This is a genomic window from Streptomyces atratus (genome assembly GCF_900119365.1).
Taxonomy (GTDB): Bacteria; Actinomycetota; Actinomycetes; order Streptomycetales; family Streptomycetaceae; genus Streptomyces; species Streptomyces atratus_B.
Map to the genome: position 1 here is coordinate 620,461 of NZ_FPJO01000001.1, position 19,309 is coordinate 639,769.

Consider the following 19,309-nt stretch of genomic DNA (forward strand, 5'->3'; position numbering starts at 1 on the left):
CCGCCCGCCATGACCGTACGCCGCAGCGCAGCAACGCTCGCCGCCACCGCCGCCGTGCTCTGCTCGGCCGCTGCGCCGGTCGCGGTCGCAGCGCCGTCCCCCTCGCCCTCGCCGTCCGCCGCACTGCCCGCCGGGCTGTACGGCACGAAGGACCCCACCTACGACGGGGTGTGGCGGCAGTCGACGTCCTTCCTCGCCCAGCGGGTCGAAGGGGTCACGCCGGCCGCGAAGTCGGTGGACTGGCTGGTCTCCCAGCAGTGCGCCGACGGCTCCTACGCCGCGTTCCGGCCCGATGTCTCCAAGCCGTGCGACGCGAAGACGGTGCGGGACACCAATGCCACCGCGGCCGCCGCCCAGGCGCTGGTCGAGGTCGGCGGGCACCGGGAGACCGTGAACAACTCGGTGCGCTGGCTGAAGTCCGTGCAGAACGAGGACGGCGGCTGGGGCTACACCGCCGGCGCGCCCAGCGACGCCAACTCCACCTCCCTGGTGATCGGCGCCCTCGCCCGGCAGGGGCAGCGGCTCGCGGACATCACGACCCCCGGCGGGAAGACCCCCTACGACCCGCTGCTCGCGCTCGCGATCCCGTGCGGCGGCAAGGACGGCGGTGCCTTCGCGTACCAGCCGGACAAGAAGGGAAAGCTCGCCGCGAACGGGGACGCCACCGCGGCCGCCGTGCTCGGCACGATGGGCAAGGCGATGGCCGTCGGGAACAACGCCGGGGGCAAGGCGCCCAGCTGCCACCCGGGCTCCGGCCTCACGCCCGAGCAGGCCGCCCAGAACGGCGCCCACTACCTCGTCGGCGCCCTCGCCGGCAGCAACCACCTGAACCAGGCGCCGATGCCCGGTGCCACCGACACCACCCCGCAGCCCGACTTCGGCAACACCGCCGACGCGGTCGTCGCGCTGTCCGCCTCGGGCCACCAGGACAAGGCGGCCGGGGCCATCGGCTGGCTGAAGAAGAACTCCGCGGACTGGGCCGCCCAAAGCGGCCCCGCCGCCTACGCCCAGCTGATCCTGGCCGCCCACTCGACCGGCAACGACGCCCGGGACTTCGGCGGCGTCGACCTGGTCGCCCGGCTGAACGCGGCCGGCCCCGAGCCCGCCGCCGTCGTGACGCCCGATCCGTCCGCCGACACCGGGTACGAGGCCACCGAGAAGGACCAGGTCCACAGCGGCGACGACGTGATCGGCGGCGTGTGGTGGTACATCGGCATCGGCCTCGTCCTCTCCGCGATCGCGTTCTTCCTGATCAGCGGCCGCCGGAAGAACAGGCAGCCGTGAGGCGCGCGGGACGGGCCACCGCGCTGCTGGTGGTCCTCGGCGCCGTCCTGGCCGTGCTCGGCGCGGGACCGGCCCAGGCGGCCGGCTACCGGTACTGGTCGTTCTGGGAGAGCTCCGGCTCCGGCTGGACGTACGCCACCCAGGGCCCGTCCCTGGTCCGGCCGGACGACGGGGCGGTGCAGGGTTTCCGGTTCTCGGTGAGCGAGGACTCCCAGGACTCGGCGAAGCCGCGCCGCACCCCCGACTTCACCAAGATCTGCGCCGGCACCCCGGCCAAGGACGGCACCAAGCGGATCGCGCTCGTCATCGACCCGGGCACGGCCGCGGACGCCCCGGCCGGTGAGACACCGCCCGCGCCGCGCACCGCGTGCGCGCGGGTGAGCCCCGACGCGAGCGCCGCGGAGGCGCTCGCCGCGGTGGCGAAGCCGCTGCGGTACAGCAGCGACGCGATGCTCTGCGCGATCACCGGCTACCCGGCCTCGGGCTGCGGCGAGCAGGTCTCCGGCGACGGGCAGGGCACGCCTGCCGGATCCGCCTCCGCCTCGGCCGCACCGGCCGGGTCCGCCGCCTCCTCCGCCTCCTCCGGCTCGGGCGGCTCGGGCGGCTCCTCCGGCCCGTCCGCCGGGGTGCTCGTCGGGGTCGGCGCCGTTCTCCTCCTCGGCGTCGCCGCGGTCGTGCAGTCCCGCCGCCGCCGCGGATGACCGCCCCGACCGGCTCCGCTGTCCTGGCGCGCAGCCGTCCGCTGCGCGCCCCCGAGGCGAACCGGAGCAACGCCCTGCCCGCCGGGGCCTGGTGGCTGTGGGCGCTCGGCCTCGCCACCGCCGCGTCCCGGACCACCAATCCACTGCTGCTCGGGCTGCTGGTGGGGGTGGCCGGTTACGTCGTGGCGGCGCGCCGTACGGACGCGCCGTGGGCGCGTTCGTACGGGGCGTTCATCAGGATCGGGCTGTTCGTCGTCGGTGTGCGGCTGGTCTTCTCCGTCTTTCTCGGTTCACCGATCCCCGGTACCCACACGGTGTTCACGCTCCCCGAGGTACCGCTGCCCGACTGGGCGAAGGGGGTCAGGATCGGTGGCCGGGTCACCGCCGAGCAGCTGGTCTTCGCGCTGTACGACGGGGCGAAGCTGGCCACCCTGCTGATCTGCGTCGGTGCGGCGAACTCGCTCGCCAACCCGGCCCGGCTGCTGAAGTCGCTGCCGGGCGCGCTGTACGAGGCGGGCGTCGCGGTCGTCGTCGCGATGACGTTCGCGCCGAACATGGTCGCCGACGTGATGCGGCTGCGCACCGCACGGCGACTGCGGGGCCGTCCGACCGGCGGCGTCAAGGCGGTCCTCCAGATCGGGCTGCCGGTCCTGGAGGGCGCGCTGGAGCGGTCGGTCGCGGTGGCGGCGTCGATGGACGCGCGTGGATACGGGCGCACCGCCCAGGTCCCGCCCGCCGTCCGGCACACCACGAACGTCCTCACCCTCGGCGGGCTGCTCGGGGTGTGCGCCGGTACGTACGGTCTGCTGGCCGCGCAGGGTGCGGTGTACGGGCTGCCGCTGCTGATCGCCGGGCTCGTCGCCGCGGCGGCGGGGCTGCGGCTCGGCGGGGCCCGTTCGGTGCGTACCCGCTACCGGCCCGACCGGTGGGGTGCGCGGGCCTGGCTGGTGGCGGGCTCGGGGGTCGCGGTGGCGGTGGCGATGATCTGGGCGGGCAATGTCGACGAGGCGGCGCTGCACCCCGGGGTCGTACCGCTGATCGCGCCGGTGCTTCCGCTGTGGCCCGCGGCCTCAGTGCTGATCGGGCTGCTGCCCGCGGTGGTGGCGCCGGTGCCGCCGTCGGCGGGCGCCCCTCGTTCCAAGGAGATCCAGTGATCCGGTTCGAGCAGGTCTCGGTGCATTACGAAGGGGCGGCGCGTGCCACCCTCTCCGGGGTCGATCTGACCGTTCCCGAAGGCGAGTTGGTGCTGCTCGTCGGCCCGTCCGGAGTCGGCAAGTCGACGCTGCTCGGTGCCGTTTCGGGTCTGGTGCCGCACTTCACCGGCGGCACGCTGAGCGGCCGGGTCACGGTCGACGGGCGCGACACCCGTACCCACAAGCCGCGTGAACTCGCCGATCTGGTCGGCACGGTGGGTCAGGACCCGCTCTCCCACTTCGTCACCGACACGGTCGAGGACGAGCTGGCGTACGGCATGGAGTCGCTGGGCCTGGCCCCCGACGTGATGCGGCGGCGGGTCGAGGAGACCCTGGACCTGCTGGGGCTCGCCGGGCTGCGCGACCGGCCGATCGCCACGCTCTCCGGCGGGCAGCAGCAGCGGGTCGCGATCGGTTCCGTCCTCACCCCGCACCCGAAGGTCCTGGTCCTCGACGAGCCGACGTCCGCGCTGGACCCGGCGGCGGCCGAGGAGGTCCTCGCCGTGCTGCAGCGGCTGGTGCACGACCTGGGGACGACGGTCCTGATGGCGGAGCACCGGCTGGAGCGGGTGGTGCAGTACGCGGACCAGGTCGTCCTGCTGCCGTCGCCGGGCGCCGCCCCGGTCATGGGCGCGCCGGCGGACGTCATGGCCGTCTCCCCGGTCCACCCGCCGGTCGTCGCGCTGGGCCGGCTGGCGGGGTGGGAGCCGCTGCCGCTCTCGGTCCGTGACGCCCGGCGCCGGGCGGCGGGCCTGCGTGAGCGGCTCGCCCCGGTGCGGCCGCCCGCTCCGGAGCCGGTGACCGCCCCCGCCCTGCCCGCCCTGGCCCCCTCCCCCGTGCGGCGCGGCGCCCTGGCCCGGCTGCTGGGTCGCGGCGCGCGGACGCCCGACGTGCCCGAGCCCGTCGCCGACGTCACGGCCCGGGTCGAGCGGCTCGGCGTACGGCGCGGCCGGGTCGAGGCGCTGCGCCGGGTGACGCTCACCGTCGCCCCCGGCGAGGCCGTCGCACTGATGGGCCGCAACGGCGCGGGCAAGTCCACCCTGCTGGCCACGCTCGTCGGCATGGTCGAGCCCACCACCGGCACCGTCCTGGTCGGCGGCCGGACCCCGCACCGCACCGAGCCCCGCGACATGGTGCGCCGGGTCGGACTCGTACCGCAGGAGCCACGGGATCTGCTGTACGCGGACACCGTCGCCGCCGAGTGCGCCGCGGCCGACAGCGACGCGGGGGCCGCCCCCGGCAGCTGCCGGGCCCTGGTCTCCGAACTGCTGCCGGGCGTGCCGGACGACACCCATCCCCGCGATCTCTCCGAGGGCCAGCGCCTCGCGCTCGCCCTGGCGGTCGTGCTCACCGCGCGGCCCCCGCTGCTGCTCCTGGACGAGCCGACCCGCGGCCTGGACTACGCGGCGAAGGCCCGGCTGGTCGGGGTGCTCCGGGGCCTCGCGGCCGACGGTCACGCGATCGTGCTGGCCACGCACGATGTGGAGCTCGCCGCCGAGCTGGCGCACCGGGTGGTGATCCTCGCCGACGGGGAGACCGTCGCGGACGGCGAGACCCGGCAGGTGGTGGTCTCGTCCCCGGCCTTCGCGCCGCAGACCGCGAAGATCCTCGCCCCGCAGAAGTGGCTGACCGTGGCGCAGGTGCGCGCCGCGCTGGGAGAGCCGTCGTGAGCGGGCGCCAGGTGCGTCCGGTACGGCTCGGGCCCCGTGCGATCGCCGCGCTCGTCATCGTCAGCGCGATCGGGGTGGTCGCTTTCGGCTGGCCGCTGCTGGCCGGCCCCGGTGCCGGTCTGGCGCACTCGCAGGACGCGCCGTGGCTGTTCGCCGCGCTGCTGCCGCTGCTGGTCGGAGTGGTCGTCGCGATGATCGCGGACTCCGGTCTGGACGCGAAGGCGGTGGCGATGCTGGGGGTGCTGGCCGCGGTCGGCGCCGCCCTGCGCCCGCTGGGGGCGGGCACGGCGGGGCTGGAGCCGATGTTCTTCCTGATGGTGCTGAGCGGCCGGGTGCTCGGGCCCGGCTTCGGCTTCGTGCTCGGCTCGGTGACCATGTTCGCCTCCGCGCTGCTCACCGGCGGGGTGGGGCCGTGGATGCCGTTCCAGATGCTGTCGATGGGCTGGTTCGCGATGGGCGCGGGCCTGCTGCCGGGCCCGGACCGGCTGCGCGGGCGGGCCGAGCTGCTGATGCTGGCGGGGTTCGGCTTCGTGGCGTCGTTCGCGTACGGCACGGTGATGAACCTGTACGGCTGGACGATCGTGCCCGGTCTCGGCTCGGGCATCGCCTTCCACCCGGGCGATCCGCTGGCGGACAACCTGGTCCGCTTCCTCGCGTACTGCCTGGCCACCTCGCTCGGTTGGGACCTGGGCCGGGCGGTGCTCACCGCGGTGCTGACGCTGGCGGTCGGCCCGGCGCTGCTGAAGGCGCTGCGGCGGGCCACCCGCCGCGCCAACTTCGAGGCCCAGGTCACATTTGACGCTCCCCGCGAGTGAGGGCTCCCACAGGACCTCGGTCCACCACTACCGGGGGCAGTGGTCGCCCCGGGGCCGGACCCTCGCCCCGGCGCCCGCGCCGACCTGCCGCGACGCCCACCGGGCGGCCGGGGCGGTCCGGGTCCTTCGGGTCCGGGTGCCGGGCGGGCTCGTACCCGGGGTCGTTGCGGTGGTTGAAAGCCGCCGCCGACACTGGATGAGTCGCCGAGCACCGCAGGGTCCGCCGAACCGGGCCGCGGTCGACGAAGACCGGTCGGGGCCTTCGCCGTGCCCGCGTCCGTACCCTGCCACCCGCCGGGGTGATTAGTGCACTTGATATCACTTGGCCAACTTAATTACTCGTTAGTCCATCTAGGCGCATTTGACTCGCCCGTCCATTCCCGGCGGCCATCCGCGCGTTGTGAATCTCGTGGAACCACGAGACTTCTGGGAGCGGAACACCGTCCTGGCGGAAGCTTTCTGCGCCAGCGACGAACGCATGCGCCGGGCACAGGCGTTGCTGGACGAGACGCAGGCGGAGCGAAGCAGAACGCTGGCCGCCTTCGCCGTCACGGTCGGTGACGACGGATCGATCGCTGACCTGATGGGCCTGAACGAGCGCGAAGTGCGATTAGCTCGACGCACTGTCGGCCGCACCGACGCACGGTCCCTCGCCGAGAAGCTCCTGAGCCGGTTCTCGTCCCGGGCGGGCGAATCGGCGGCGGAGCCTGCCGCCGCGCCGGAGAACCCCCTGCCGCGCCCGGCCGACGAGACCCCTCCACCGCCGCCCAAGGCCCCGCAGCCCGCCCCACCACCGACTGCGCCCCCGGCCCCGGTCTCGGCCCCCGCACCGGCCACGACCGGGACCCTGGCCTACATCCCGTCGCAGTCTCCGCCCGTCGAGGTGGAGAACACCGTCATCTGGTCGCCGAGCATGGACTCCGTGCTGCTGTGGAGCTGGGAGTCCGGTCTCGATCTGCAGACGGTGGCCGCCGAACTCGGCCTGGAGGTACGCACACTGCTGATGCGCGTACAGGAACTCGCCAACGACGGGCTGCTCACTCTCGCAACCCCGGTCGCGGACGTCGGCCGGTCCGGGCGGCACCGACGCCACCACCACGAGGAGGGATACGCGGCGCTGTTCAGCCCCACCGCCACCTTCCCCACCCACGTGTCGTACTGAGACACACCCCCCGTCGCCCCGGCGACGCGGGCCCCGGCCGGACGACCGGCCGGGGTTCCCTGCCCTGCGCGGTGCCCTGGCGCTGCGCCCCCGGTGTCCCGGCGGGCTGTTGTGCCACGGCCGGCGCGGCGCCGAGGGAGGCGAGGACCAGCGCGGCGGCGGCCGTCGTCCGGCGGGCGATGCACCGGTCCCTGCGCGAAGTCTGACGCCCCGTACTGCTGTTGTCGCTTTCCATGACGGCGACGCCAGGCGGCCGGGCGCCGCACCGGCATCGGCGTGGGCCCCGGCCCAAGGTGCACCTGACAACACCCCGGACCAGGAGCCAACCTGCCCCTCAGAGCCGCTGGATGATCGTCCCGGTCGCCAGGGCGCCGCCCGCGCACATCGTGATGAGGGCGAACTCCTTGTCGCGGCGCTCCAGTTCGTGTAAGGCCGTGGTGATCAGCCGGGCCCCGGTGGCGCCCACCGGGTGGCCGAGCGCGATGGCACCGCCGTTGACGTTGACCTTTTCCAGGTCCTGCCCGAAGACCTGGGCCCAGCTCAGCACCACGGACGCGAAGGCCTCGTTGATCTCGACGATGTCGATGTCCTTGAGCGACATCCCGGCCTTGCCGAGCACCGCGCGGGTCGCGTCGACCGGCCCGTCGAGATGGAAGTGCGGGTCCGAGCCGACCAGGGCCTGGGCGACGATCCGGGCACGGGGCTTGAGCTTGAGGGCGCGCGCCATCCGCTTGGAGGCCCACATGATCGCGCAGGCGCCGTCGGATATCTGCGAGGAGTTGCCCGCGGTGTGGATGGCGGTGGGCATGACGGGCTTGAGCCGGCCGAGCCCCTCCATGGTGGTGTCGCGCAGCCCTTCGTCCCGGTCGACCAGGCGCCACATGCCCTGTCCGGCCGCCTGTTCCTCCTCGGTGGTCGGCACCTGGACGGCGTACGTCTCCCGTTTGAAGCGTTCCTCGGCCCAGGCGACGGCGGCCCGCTCCTGCGAGATCAACCCGAGCGAGTCGACGTTCTCCCGGGTCAGTCCGCGCTTGCGCGCGATGCGCTCGGCGGCCTCGAACTGGTTGGGCAGGTCGACGTTCCACTCGTCGGGCCAGGGCTTGCCCGGTCCGTGCTTGGAGCCGCTGCCCAGCGGCACGCGCGACATGGCCTCGACACCGCAGCTGATGCCCACGTCGATGACTCCGGCCGCGACCATGTTGGCCACCATGTGGGAGGCCTGCTGCGAGGAACCGCACTGGCAGTCCACGGTGGTGGCGGCGGTCTCGTACGGAAGGCCCACGGCGAGCCAGGCGTTGCGGGCCGGGTTCATGGACTGTTCGCCGGCGTGGGTGACCGTGCCGCCGACGATCTGTTCGACGCAGTCGGCGTGAATGCCGGTGCGGCCGAGGAGTTCTCGGTAGGTCTCGCCCAGCAGATAGCCGGGGTGCAGATTGGCGAGCGCGCCTTGGCGCTTGCCGATGGGGGTGCGTACGGCTTCGACGATGACGGGTTCCGCGGCCATGAGCTCGTCCTCTCCTCGCACTTCCGCAGGGGCGTCCCGGCGCCCGCGGATGGAACTAGTACGCGTTCTAGTTCTTTAGCAGTCTTATGAGGCTTACCCCCGGTACGCAAGAGTGCTGCACGCTCCTTGCGTCCGCTTCATACCGACCCCACTCACTCTTCACGCAACAGAACGGACCGCCACTCTTGCCAGTTGTAGAACTCGTTACTACCTTTCCTTCATCATCTGATGGGTCGTCAGGCACCTTCCGGGCGGCCCTCGGACCGACCTGGAGCTGCCGATGTCCTGCCCCCATCTGCCCGAAGGGTTCGACTTCACCGACCCCGATCTGCTCCAAGCCCGTATTCCGCACCCGGAGTTCGCACAGATGCGGCAGACCGCACCGGTCTGGTGGTGCGCCCAGCCGGCCGGCATCTCCGGTTTCGACGACGAGGGCTACTGGGTCGTCACCCGGCATGCGGACGTCAAGTACGTCTCCACCCACCCCGAGCTGTTCTCCTCCCACACCAACACCGCGGTCATCCGCTTCAACGAGTCGATCAGCCGGGACCAGATCGAGGTCCAGAAGCTGATCATGCTGAACATGGACCCGCCCGAGCACACCCGGGTCCGCCAGATCGTCCAGCGGGGCTTCACCCCCCGGGCGGTGCGCTCCCTGGAGCAGGCACTGCGCGACCGCGCCCGCTCGATCGTCGAGACCGCGCTCGCCGCGGCCGACGACGACGGCTCGTTCGACTTCGTCACCAACATCGCCGTCGAGCTGCCGCTCCAGGCCATCGCGGAGCTCATCGGCGTACCGCAGGAGGACCGGTCCAAGATCTTCGACTGGTCCAACAAGATGGCCGCGTACGACGATCCCGAGTACGCGATCACCGAGGAGGTCGGCACCGAGGCGGCCATGGAGATCGTCTCGTACTCGATGAATCTGGCGGCCGCCCGCAAGGAGTGCCCGGCCCAGGACATCGTCTCCCAACTGGTCGCCGCGGAGGGCAAAGGGAACCTCAACTCCGACGAGTTCGGCTTCTTCGTGATCCTGCTCGCCGTCGCCGGCAACGAGACCACCCGCAACGCCATCAGCCACGGCATGCACGCCTTCCTCACCCACCCCGACCAGTGGGAGCTCTACAAGCGCGAGCGCCCGGAGACGACCGCCGAGGAGATCGTCCGCTGGGCCACCCCCGTGGTCTCCTTCCAGCGGACCGCCACCCAGGACACCGAACTGGGCGGGCAGCAGATCAAGAAGGGCGACAGGGTCGGGCTGTTCTACTCGTCGGCCAACAACGACCCCGAGGTCTTCGAGAACCCGGAGACCTTCGACATCTCCCGTGATCCCAACCCCCACCTCGGCTTCGGCGGCGGCGGTCCGCACTTCTGCCTCGGCAAGTCCCTTGCCGTGATGGAGATCAACCTGATCTTCAACGCGATCGCCGACGTACTGCCCGATCTGCGGCTGGTCGGCGATCCGCGGCGGCTGCGCTCGGCGTGGCTCAACGGGATCAAGCAGCTCCAGGTCAGCACCGCCGCGAGCTGACCGGCAGGTTCCGGACGGCGGGGGTCCCCATCCTCACGCCTCGACCTCCGCCGTCCGTACCGACACCCGGCACCGCGCCCCGCCGAACCCCCGCGCGGGAGGCGCACAGCGGCGCGAGGATCATGACGGGCATGCACGCCCTGCTCTCCGCCTTCGCCCCCATCTGGATGCTCACCGCCATCGGTTACGCGGTCGGCCGCAGCGGTCTGCTGGGCGGCCGGGCGGAGGCCGTGCTCGGCCGGTTCGTCTTCCATGTGGCCATGCCCGCCGCCCTGTTCACCATGGTGTCCGGGGCGCGGCTGGGCTCCTTCGCCAACTCCTCGATGGTCGCGTTCGCCGCGGGCACCGCGCTGGTCTGCGGTCTCGGGTTCCTGGCGGCCGGCCGGCTCTTCGGCCGGGGCACGGCCGACCGGGCGATCGGCAGCATGGCGTCGGGCTACGTCAACTCCGCCAACCTCGGCATTCCGGTGGCGGTCCAGGTGCTCGGTGACGCGTCGTTCGTCGCCCAGATCATCCTGTTCCAGGTGTTGTTGGTCTCCCCGGTGATCCTGACGCTGCTGGACACGGGGACGGGAGCGGGGACGGGGGCGCGCTCCGGGAAGGCCGTGGTGTTCCGGCGGATGCTGACCATGCCGGTCCGCAACCCCGTCATCATGGCCTCGTTGCTCGGGGTGGCCGTGTCCGCGCTCGGGCTGCGGCTGCCGAACGTGCTCGCCCACTCCTGCGACCTGCTCGGCGCCGCCGCCGTGCCGACGGCCCTGATCACGCTGGGGCTGTCCCTGAACGCCCGCCCGGCCGCCGCCGGTCCGGCGGAACCCGCGCCGGACCCGGCACAGCCGGTACGAACGCAGGGCACGGGACGCACGGCGCGTGCCGAGGTCGCCGTGGCGGTGGCGCTGAAGACGCTGGTCCAGCCCCTGATCGCGTTCGCCGTCGGCGGCCCGCTGCTGCATCTGCCGGAGCACCAACTCCTTGCCGTGGTGCTCTGCTCGGCGCTGCCGACCGCTCAGAACGCCTTCATCTACGCCCAGCAGTACGGACTGGACACCCGGCCGGCCCGCAATGCGGTGGTGGCCTCGACGGTGGTCTCCATGGTGACGCTCTCACTCGCCACATGGGCCCTTGGGGCGACCGGCTCCTGAGAGCCTGTCGGGCGCGTGCCGGGGCGTGGCCGCCCGGTCGGAGGTCACCCGACGGACTCCGAGCCGTTCGAGTGGCGGACCGGCGCCGGAGGGCGGATGCTGGTCAGGCGGCGATCCACGCCGAAGGGGTGCCAGGACGAGGTGTTCGTCCCGGCACCCCTTCGGCCCTCTCCCGGTCTCAGAGCTGCTTGCTGCCCAGCGCCTCGTCCGTCGTTCTGGGTTCCGGCACCGGCGTCGGCCGCTCCAGGCCGTCCCGCTGCTCCGGACCGTCCTGTGGCTCCGCCGCCGCCGGTGCGGTCACCGGCGGCGGCCTCCGCGGCCCCGCCAGCAGATGGGTGAGCCCGAAGCCGAGCGTGACCACGACCGCTCCGCCCACCGCGTCCAGCACCCAGTGATTGGCCGTGGCGACGATCGCGGAGACCGTGAAGAGCGGGTGCAGCAGCCCCAGCGCCTTCATCCACACCTTCGGGGCCAGCGCGACGACGACCACCCCGCACCAGAGCGACCAGCCGAAGTGCAGCGAGGGCATCGCCGCGTACTGGTTGGTCATCGCGGTCAGGCTTCCGTAGTCCGGCTTCGCGAAGTCCTGGACGCCGTAGACCGTGTCGACGAAGCCGAGCCCCGGCATCAGGCGCGGCGGGGCCAGCGGGTAGAGCCAGAAGCCGACCAGCGCGAGGAGCGTGGCGAAGCCGATGGTGCTGCGGGCCCAGCGGTAGTCCGCGGGGCGCCGTACGTAGAGCACTCCGAGGATCGCCAGCGGGACGACGAAGTGAAACGTCGAGTAGTAGTAGTCGAAGAAGCCCCGCAGCCAGCCGATGTCCACGACCGCGTGGTTGATCCGGTGTTCGATGTCGATGTGCAGCCACTGCTCGATGGAGTGAATCTGGCGGCCGTGGTGCTCGGCGGTGGCGCGGCCGGCGGTCGCCGCGAGCCTGACATGGGCGTACGCGGAGTACACGACCCTGATCAGGAGCAGTTCCAGCAGCAGGTTGGGCCGGCTCAGCACCCGCCGCCAGAACGGCAGCAGCGGGACGCGGCTCCAGCGGGCCGGGACGGGGGCCGCGTAGTCCGTGGGGATCGGATGCTGCCAGTACTCCGAGGTGCGCGGCAGGAACGGCACGGCGCAGGCCGCGGCGAGCGCGGCGATCAGCAGCACGTTGTCGCGGACGGGGAAGAGCGCCTCGGTGTTCGGCAGCAGCATGTTCCCCGGCAGGGTGAGCACGAGGACCACGACCACGGGCCAGACCAGCCGGTCGGAGGCCCGCTTCCCGACCCGGCCGACCACGGCGAGCAGCACCCACAGCAGCTGGTGCTGCCAGGCGACGGGCGAGACGGCGACGGCGACGCAGCCGGTCACGGCGACGGCGAGAAGCAGCTGCCCGTCCCCCGCGTACCGTGCGGCGCGACGCAGCCCGAAGAAGCAGACGGCGGCCGCCAGCACCACGAAGAGCGCGATCTCCAGCGGGCCCGTGAGCCCGGACCGGAGCAGGGCGCCGTGCAGGGACTGGTTGGCGAGGCTGTCCGCGTTGCCGCCGAGCCCGGTTCCCGCGACGTGGTGCACCCAGTACGTCCACGAGTCGCCCGGCATCGCGGCCCAGGCGAGCGCCGTGCAGGCGGCGAACGCGGCGGCGCCGGTCAGCGCGGCCTGCCGGCGCCCGGTCAGCCGGAGCAGTACGGCGAAGAGCAGCACGGTCGGTTGGAGTGCGGCCGCCAGTCCGATCAGGATGCCCGAGGCGCGTCCCCCGCGGACCGCGAAACAGCCCAGCAGCACCAGCAGGACCGGCAGGATGCTGGTCTGCCCCAGGTGCAGCGCGTTGCGGACCGGCAGCGAGAGCATCAGCAGGCTGATCGCGACGGGCGCGGCCAGCAGCGCGGTGCGGCGGGAGACCGGTCCCGGCAGCGCGCGGGCGGCGACGACACCCAGCGCGGCCACCAGCAGCAGCGAGCCGAAGGTCCAGGCGACGCCCAGGCTCTGTTCGGCGGTACGGGTCAGCGGTTTCAGCACCAGTCCGGCGAACGGGGTGCCGGTGAACCGGTCGCTGTCGTAAAGCGAGCCCGTCACATGCAGGACCCCGTTCTCGCCGATCCAGGTCTCCAGATCGGTGAGCCGTTCGCCCGGCGGCTGTCTCAGCACCACCGCCATCTGCCGTACAGCCAGAGCGGCCACGACCAGCCAGAGCAGAGCTCGGGCAGTCCCGGTCCTCGCCCCCGTCACCGCGCCTGTGCGCACATTGTGCTCCGCATCCGCCACGCTGCGCCGACCCTCCCGCCGTTCCGGTACCCGTTCCTCGATCCGGGCGTGCCGAGAAACCATCGCATTGCACTACGAGATAGGCCCAATCAACCCTCTCTTCGCCTGACTGTCATCCCGCTTTCGCCCGAAAGGATGTCCGATCGGGCGGGCGTGCCGGGCCGCCGGAAACGGAATCGTGGCCGGAACCGGAACTCCGGTTCGTACGTCCCTTCCCGTGTTGTCGATCACGGGGGAGGCAGACGGACATGCGGCACACGAGGGTGAAGCGGAGTGTGCGGGGTGAGGGGCGCGCGTGGACGACACGTGCGCTGTCTCTGCTGCTGATGCTGGTGTCACTGCAGCTGGGGTCGCTGATCAGTCCGGCGTACGCCTGTGGCTGCGGGGCGATGGTCCCGAGCAGGGAGTCGCAGGTCGCGGTCGACCGGGAGACATCGGTGGTCGACTGGGACGGCCGGACCGAGCAGATCGTCATGCGGCTCACGGTCCGCGGGAACGCTCCCGAGGCGGCCTGGATCATGCCGGTGCCGCACCGCGCGACCGTGGAGCTCGGTGATCCCGGCCTCTTCTCCGAGCTCTCCGTCCTCACCGAGCCCGAACTGGTGACCAGGCACTACTTCTGGCCCCGCTCCCACGACTGGCCGTTCTCCGGCTCCGGCAACGTCGGGGACGGGGCCGCGGCTCCCTCGGCCGGGGCCCCGGCGGTCGAGGTGGTCGGCAGGGAGCGGCTCGGCCCCTTCGATGTGGCACGGCTGGCCGCGACCGACCCGGACGCGCTGCAGAAATGGCTGTCGGACAACGGCTTCGAACTGCCCGACCGGCTGGCGACGGCGCTGAAACCCTATGTCGACCAGAAGTGGGAGTACGTCGCGATCCGCCTCGCTCCCCGGGACACGGGCAATCCGCTCGTCGGCACTCTCGAACCGCTGCGGCTGCGCTTCGCCAGCGAGCGGCTGGTCTACCCGATGCGGCTGTCGAAGCTCGCCTCGACCCCGCAGCAGCTGGGCCTGTACGTCCTCGCCGCACACCGGATGGAGCCGAGCGGCCCGATCGGCGGCGACGCACCGGAGGTGACGTACGCGGGCCGGATCGATCCCCGGTCGGTGGCGGAGGACACGGTCTACCTCGAAAGGCTGACGGGCGGGAAGCCGGTGTACCTCACCGCGATCGAGCAGTCGTTCCCGCACCCGGAGCGCATCGACGGCGATCACGAGCTGCGCGCGGCCGACGCCGACACCCCGTACCGGAGGCACGTGTACGAGAACGAACTGCTGACCGTGGGCGGCGTCCCCGTCTGGGTGCTGTCGCTGCTCGGGGCCGTGCTGGTGGCGGTCGTCGCCGCGGTGTTGCTGGTGCTTCTGGTACGGCGGAACCGACGGCTGCGGACGGTGCCGCCCGCGGCGGCAGGTGTCCGGTGAAATCGTTGGCCCGCTTGATCGTGCTCAGGTCAGAATGACCGGCATGACCTGGACGTTGGCCCCCGAACCGTTCGACTCCCCCGACGCCTCGTCGCTGCGCCGCGACTACTACGACGAGGTCGCCGGCCGCTACTGGGGGCGGCCCGCCACCGCCCAGGAGATCGACGAGGGGCTCACCGACGACGGGGCCGACCTGCTCGTCCCGCCCACGGGGCAGTTCGTCGTCGGCCGGTTCGACGGGGCGGCGGCGGCCTGCGCCGGGCTGCTGGTGGTGGACGCGGACACCGCGGAGCTGACCCGGGTGTTCGTACGCCCCGAGCACCGCGGCACGGGCGGCGGCGGGCTGCTCCTGGCGGCCGTCGAGAACGCGGCGCGCGCCCTCGGCATCCGCACGCTCCGGCTCGACACCCGCAACGACCTGGTCGAGGCGCGGGGGCTGTACGCCAAGCACGGCTACCGGGAGGTCCCGGCGTTCCACCGGCGGCAGTACGCGGAGCACTGGTTCGCGAAGGAACTGCCCGCGGCGGCCTCGACGTCCGCGAGCTCGTAGCAGAACCCGTCGGACTCAGACCGACCGGCAATAGGGGGCGGTCTCAGGCCGCATGGTCCCGCTTCGGTTCGGGGCTGTGCGGCCGTTCCTTGCTCGACCCGCTCGTCTCGGCGGTCAGTTCCTCCACGAGCCTGACCAGATCGGTCGGGCGGTCCGGGCCCCACCAGTCGCCCAGCAGCTCGGCCATGGACTCCTCGCGCGCCTCCGCGAGCTTCACCACCGCTTCCGAGCCGGCTGCGGTGAGCACCAGTTGCACGCCTTCGCGCCGCACCAGTCCGCGTTCCTCCAGCTGACGGGCCGCGTCGCTGATCACCCGCAGCGGCACGGGGGTGGCGTCGGCGAGCATGGCCGGTTCGACCGTGCCGTGCCGTCTGATGCGCAGCAGCATCCAGCTCGCCGCGGGCAGCAGGTCGTACCCCGCCCTCTTGGTGATCTTCACGTAGATCTCGCGGCGCCCCGCACGCGTGGCGAGCACCGAGAGGGCGCGGGCGCATTCGTCGTACGAGGACCGCTCGACCGGGTTCGACGCCAGGGTCTCGGTGGGCTCGGGGGCGGTCACCGAGCCGCGCAGCTTGTCCTCCTTGAGGAACCAGGCGAAGACGAAGGCGATCAGCACGACGGGAGCCGCGTACAGGAACACGTCCGTGATCGACGTCGAGTACGCGTGGAGCACCGCGGGCCGCAGCGCGGGCGGCAGTTGTCCGATGGCGCGCGGGTCGGAGGCCAGCCCGTCCACTCCGACCCCGGGCGGGAGCGGGTGTCCGGCGAGCGCGGCGGCCAGTTTGTCGGTGAGCCGGCTGGTGAAGATCGTGCCGAAGACGGCGACGCCGAACGAGGCGCCGATGGAACGGAAGAAGGTGGCTCCGGAGGTGGCGACGCCGAGGTCCTCGTACGTGACGGCGTTCTGCACGACCAGCACCAGGACCTGCATCACCAGGCCGAGCCCCGCGCCGAAGACGAAGAAGTAGCTGCTCATCTGCCAGGTGCTGCTGGTCTCCGTGAGCCGGTGCAGGAGCAGCAGACCGATGGCGGTGAGGCCGGTGCCGGCGATCGGGAAGACCTTCCAGCGGCCGGTACGGCTGACGATCTGGCCGGACGCGGTCGAGGTGAGGAGCAGGCCCAGCACCATCGGGAGCATGTGCACACCGGACATCGTCGGCGAGATGCCGTGCACCACCTGGAGGAAGGTCGGCAGATAGGTCATCGCGCCGAACATCGCGAAGCCGACGACGAAGCTGATGACGGCGACGAGGCTGAAGGTCCTGATCCGGAAGAGGTTCAGCGGGATGACGGGTTCGGCGGCCCGGCGCTCGACGTGCACGAAGGCGATCAGCAGCAGCACGCTCAGGACGGCGAGACCGATGATCTGCGCCGAGCCCCAGGCCCAGGTGGTGCCGCCGAGCGAGGCGACGAGGACCATGCAGGTGGCGACGGAGGCGATGAGGAAGGTGCCGAGGTAGTCGATGGTGTGCTTCGTGCCGCGGACCGGGATGTGCAGCGCGGCGGCGATCACCAGGAGCGCGACGACACCGATCGGCAGGTTGATGTAGAAGACCCATCGCCAGCTGAGGTGCTCGGTGAACAGACCGCCGAGGAGCGGTCCGAGGATGCTCGTCGCACCGAAGACCGCCCCGAACAGGCCCTGGTACTTGCCCCGTTCGCGCGGCGCGACGATATCGCCGACGATCGCCATCGAGAGCACCATGAGGCCTCCGCCACCGAGCCCCTGTAGCGCCCTGAAGCCGATGAGCTGCGGCATGTTCTGGGCGACGCCGCAGAGCGCCGAGCCGATGAGGAAGATGACGATGGCGGCCTGGAAGAGCTTCTTGCGGCCGTACTGGTCGCCGAGCTTGCCCCAGAGCGGGGTCGCGGCGGTCGACGCCAGCAGATAAGCAGTGACCACCCAGGAGAGATGTTCCAGCCCCCCGAGGTCGCTGACGATGGTCGGCAGCGCGGTGGAGACGATGGTCTGATCGAGTGCGGCCAGGAGCATGCCGAGGAGCAGCGCACCGATGGCAACGAGAACCGACCGCGTGGAGCGCCCTTCACCGGGGGCCGGGGCCGGGGCCGGGGGGCTCAGATGCTGGGCCATGGAACATCTCCTCGGGTCCGCTACATCCCCATCCTTGCCTTTCCGTACGGTTATGGCCTGCCGAGCAGGTACGGACCGGAAGCGAGCTGCATAATCGCAGGGCAATCAAGGGGAGGGGCCCACAACGACCGGGCATATATGCCCGGAGTGCGGTATCGGCAGCAGACCTGACGGAGCGCCCGGCACCGGGCCGACCCCTCGGGCGTGTACGGACCCAACACCCGCCGCGCACTGGAGCGGAGACGACGGGCCGGGGACCCTCCTGACCCCGGGGACGAGCACGACGACCACCCCGAAGACCCCGGACGGAAGGGGCCGGACCACCCGGAACGGAAGGGATTGGCTTTCTCGGACAGGTTTTTGTATCGTGATGGAACAAAGTAGCCTCCGCCCGCCACCCCCTGACCGGCGGGCGAGGCTGCTTGTTCCTTTCTTCGCTTCCCCGCGCCCTGGAGCCCGCCCATGCCGGCCACCGCCCTCACCGCCCACGCCCTCCTCCTGGACATGGACGGCACCCTGGTGAACTCCGACGCCGTCGTGGAGCGCTGCTGGCGGCGCTGGGCGCTGCGCGAGGGTCTGGACCCGGAGGCCACACTCAAGGTCGTCCACGGGCGGCAGGGGTACGCCACCATGGCGGTACTCCTCCCGGACCGCCCGATGGAGCAGAACTACGCGGACAACCGGGTCATGCTCGCCGAGGAGACCGCCGACACCGACGGCGTCGTACCGATCGGCGGCGCGCCCGCCTTCATGGACGCGATCGCCGCGCTCCCGCACGCCCTGGTCACCTCGGCCGACGAGGCCCTGGCCCGCGCCCGGATGACCGCGTCGGGCCTGCGGATGCCGGAGGTCCGCGTCACCGCCGAGAGCGTCGGCGCCAGCAAGCCGGACCCGGAGGGCTTCCTCAAGGGCGCGGCCGAGCTGGGCTTCGCCGCGGCGGACTGCGTCGTCTTCGAGGACTCGGAGGCGGGCATCGCGGCGGGCCGGGCGGCGGGCATGCGGGTCGTGGGCGTCGGCCCGCGCGCCGGGGTGCTCTCCCCCGACGCACACGTCGAGGACCTGACGCAGATCCGGGTGGAGGCGGCACCCGACGGCTCGATCCGGCTGCACATCGGCGCGCGATAGCCGCACCCCGGCGGCACACGCCCCGGCCTCAGCCCCGGTGCAGCCGCCCCCGCGCCACCAGTTCGAGCACCGTCGCGACGGCCACCGCCTGCACGACCATCAGGGCTACCAGTACGAACAGTTGCACGGCCCCCGCCTGCACCGGTGAGGCGCCGCCCAGCAGCATGCCCACGAAGGCACCCGGCAGGGTCACGAGCCCCACCGTCCGGGTCTGATCGAGCCCCGGCAGCAAGGCGTCCGACGCCGCGGGCCGGGCGATCTCCATCCTCGCCTCACGGTCGAGCAGCCCGAGCGCCATCCCCGCCTCCACCTCCCCGCGCCGGGTCGTCAGCTCGTCCAGCGCCCGTCGCCCGCCGAGCACGGTCGCGGTCAGCGCACCGCCGATGAGGATGCCGGTCACCGGGATCAGCGCGATGCCCCGGACCGGGACGAGTCCGGTGAGCAGCAACAGGGCGACCACCGGCGCGACCCCCGCCGCGATCGGCAGCGCCGCCCACCACCAGGTGTGATTGCGGGTGACGCGGCGGCCCGCGGTCCGCACCGCCACGGCGTACATCAGCGCCACGAACACGAGCAGCGGCCCCACCGAGTGGACCACCCAGCCGATGAGCAGGGAAACCGCGGCGAGTTGGACCGCCGCCCGCAGTCCGGCGAGCAGGATCTCGCGCGACCGGCCGAGCGAGGCCAGAGCGGCGACCGTGGCCGCCGCCGCGAGCAGCACGGCGAGCACGACCCCGAGCGTGATGTTGACCGGTAGCAGCACGCCGCAACCTTACGACCGGCCCGCCCCGGACCACTCGCGCGAACCGTCCCTCCATGGCGCCGACTTGTCGCCGCGTCAGCCCGTGCGCCCGCGCAGATGGGGACGTAC

Annotated in this window: 15 protein-coding genes; 11 read left to right on the top strand and 4 right to left on the bottom strand. The window is 72.3% G+C overall.

The window, feature by feature from the left end:
- Positions 1 to 9 precede the first annotated feature (9 nt).
- The 6 genes from BT364_RS02875 (at position 10) to BT364_RS02900 (ending at position 6,825) form a co-directional block, all read left to right on the top strand.
- Positions 10 to 1,284: a prenyltransferase/squalene oxidase repeat-containing protein gene (locus BT364_RS02875; protein ID WP_072483440.1), complete on the top strand. Its 1,275-nt coding sequence runs from the start codon at positions 10 to 12 to the stop codon at positions 1,282 to 1,284.
- Positions 1,281 to 1,985 (top strand): SCO2322 family protein, encoded by a 705-nt coding sequence (locus BT364_RS02880; protein WP_072483441.1) that lies wholly within the window; start codon positions 1,281 to 1,283, stop codon positions 1,983 to 1,985. Before BT364_RS02875 ends, BT364_RS02880 begins: the two co-directional genes overlap by 4 nt.
- On the top strand, positions 1,982 to 3,139 hold the full coding sequence (locus BT364_RS02885) for an energy-coupling factor transporter transmembrane component T (RefSeq protein ID WP_072483442.1): 1,158 nt from the start codon (positions 1,982 to 1,984) through the stop codon (positions 3,137 to 3,139). Before BT364_RS02880 ends, BT364_RS02885 begins: the two co-directional genes overlap by 4 nt.
- On the top strand, positions 3,136 to 4,848 hold the full coding sequence (locus BT364_RS02890) for an ABC transporter ATP-binding protein (protein ID WP_072483443.1): 1,713 nt from the start codon (positions 3,136 to 3,138) through the stop codon (positions 4,846 to 4,848). Before BT364_RS02885 ends, BT364_RS02890 begins: the two co-directional genes overlap by 4 nt.
- Complete coding sequence (locus tag BT364_RS02895) at positions 4,845 to 5,663, top strand: ECF transporter S component (protein WP_072483444.1); 819 nt, start codon at positions 4,845 to 4,847, stop codon at positions 5,661 to 5,663. The genes BT364_RS02890 and BT364_RS02895 overlap by 4 nt, the downstream gene beginning before the upstream one ends.
- 409 nt (positions 5,664 to 6,072) lie before the next feature.
- Positions 6,073 to 6,825, top strand: a complete 753-nt coding sequence (locus tag BT364_RS02900; RefSeq protein ID WP_107408150.1) for a hypothetical protein — start codon at positions 6,073 to 6,075, stop codon at positions 6,823 to 6,825.
- A gap of 334 nt (positions 6,826 to 7,159) precedes the next feature.
- On the opposite strand, the gene BT364_RS02905 is transcribed toward BT364_RS02900, so the two are convergent.
- Complete coding sequence (locus BT364_RS02905) at positions 7,160 to 8,329, bottom strand: steroid 3-ketoacyl-CoA thiolase (RefSeq protein WP_072483445.1); 1,170 nt, start codon at positions 8,327 to 8,329, stop codon at positions 7,160 to 7,162.
- Between the two features lie 280 nt (positions 8,330 to 8,609).
- Between BT364_RS02905 and BT364_RS02910 the strand changes: the two genes are divergently transcribed.
- Both BT364_RS02910 and BT364_RS02915 read left to right on the top strand, forming a co-directional pair.
- The gene (locus tag BT364_RS02910; protein WP_072483446.1) at positions 8,610 to 9,860 is read left to right on the top strand and encodes a cytochrome P450; all 1,251 of its coding nucleotides are present in this window, start codon (positions 8,610 to 8,612) and stop codon (positions 9,858 to 9,860) included.
- A gap of 122 nt (positions 9,861 to 9,982) precedes the next feature.
- Complete coding sequence (locus BT364_RS02915) at positions 9,983 to 11,002, top strand: AEC family transporter (RefSeq protein ID WP_072483447.1); 1,020 nt, start codon at positions 9,983 to 9,985, stop codon at positions 11,000 to 11,002.
- 178 nt (positions 11,003 to 11,180) lie between these two features.
- Here the strand turns inward: BT364_RS02915 and BT364_RS02920 are convergent, their stop codons facing one another.
- On the bottom strand, positions 11,181 to 13,184 hold the full coding sequence (locus BT364_RS02920; RefSeq protein ID WP_079179309.1) for a bifunctional glycosyltransferase 87/phosphatase PAP2 family protein: 2,004 nt from the start codon (positions 13,182 to 13,184) through the stop codon (positions 11,181 to 11,183).
- Positions 13,185 to 13,579: 395 nt separating this feature from the next.
- On the opposite strand from BT364_RS02920, the gene BT364_RS02925 reads away from it, so the two are divergent.
- A complete protein-coding gene (locus tag BT364_RS02925) occupies positions 13,580 to 14,671 on the top strand; it encodes a DUF2330 domain-containing protein (RefSeq protein ID WP_072483700.1) in 1,092 nt (363 codons plus the stop codon).
- Positions 14,672 to 14,714: 43 nt separating this feature from the next.
- On the top strand, positions 14,715 to 15,221 hold the full coding sequence (locus BT364_RS02930; protein ID WP_072483448.1) for a GNAT family N-acetyltransferase: 507 nt from the start codon (positions 14,715 to 14,717) through the stop codon (positions 15,219 to 15,221).
- Between the two features lie 43 nt (positions 15,222 to 15,264).
- Here the strand turns inward: BT364_RS02930 and BT364_RS02935 are convergent, their stop codons facing one another.
- A complete protein-coding gene (locus BT364_RS02935) occupies positions 15,265 to 17,313 on the bottom strand; it encodes an MFS transporter (RefSeq protein ID WP_072483449.1) in 2,049 nt (682 codons plus the stop codon).
- A 462-nt stretch (positions 17,314 to 17,775) separates the two neighbouring features.
- Here BT364_RS02935 and BT364_RS02940 point away from each other — a divergent pair, with 462 nt between their 5' ends.
- Positions 17,776 to 18,438, top strand: a complete 663-nt coding sequence (locus BT364_RS02940; RefSeq protein ID WP_072483450.1) for an HAD-IA family hydrolase — start codon at positions 17,776 to 17,778, stop codon at positions 18,436 to 18,438.
- 28 nt (positions 18,439 to 18,466) lie between these two features.
- Here the strand turns inward: BT364_RS02940 and BT364_RS02945 are convergent, their stop codons facing one another.
- The gene (locus BT364_RS02945; protein WP_072483451.1) at positions 18,467 to 19,201 is read right to left on the bottom strand and encodes an ABC transporter permease; all 735 of its coding nucleotides are present in this window, start codon (positions 19,199 to 19,201) and stop codon (positions 18,467 to 18,469) included.
- Between the last annotated feature and the right edge of the window lie 108 nt (positions 19,202 to 19,309).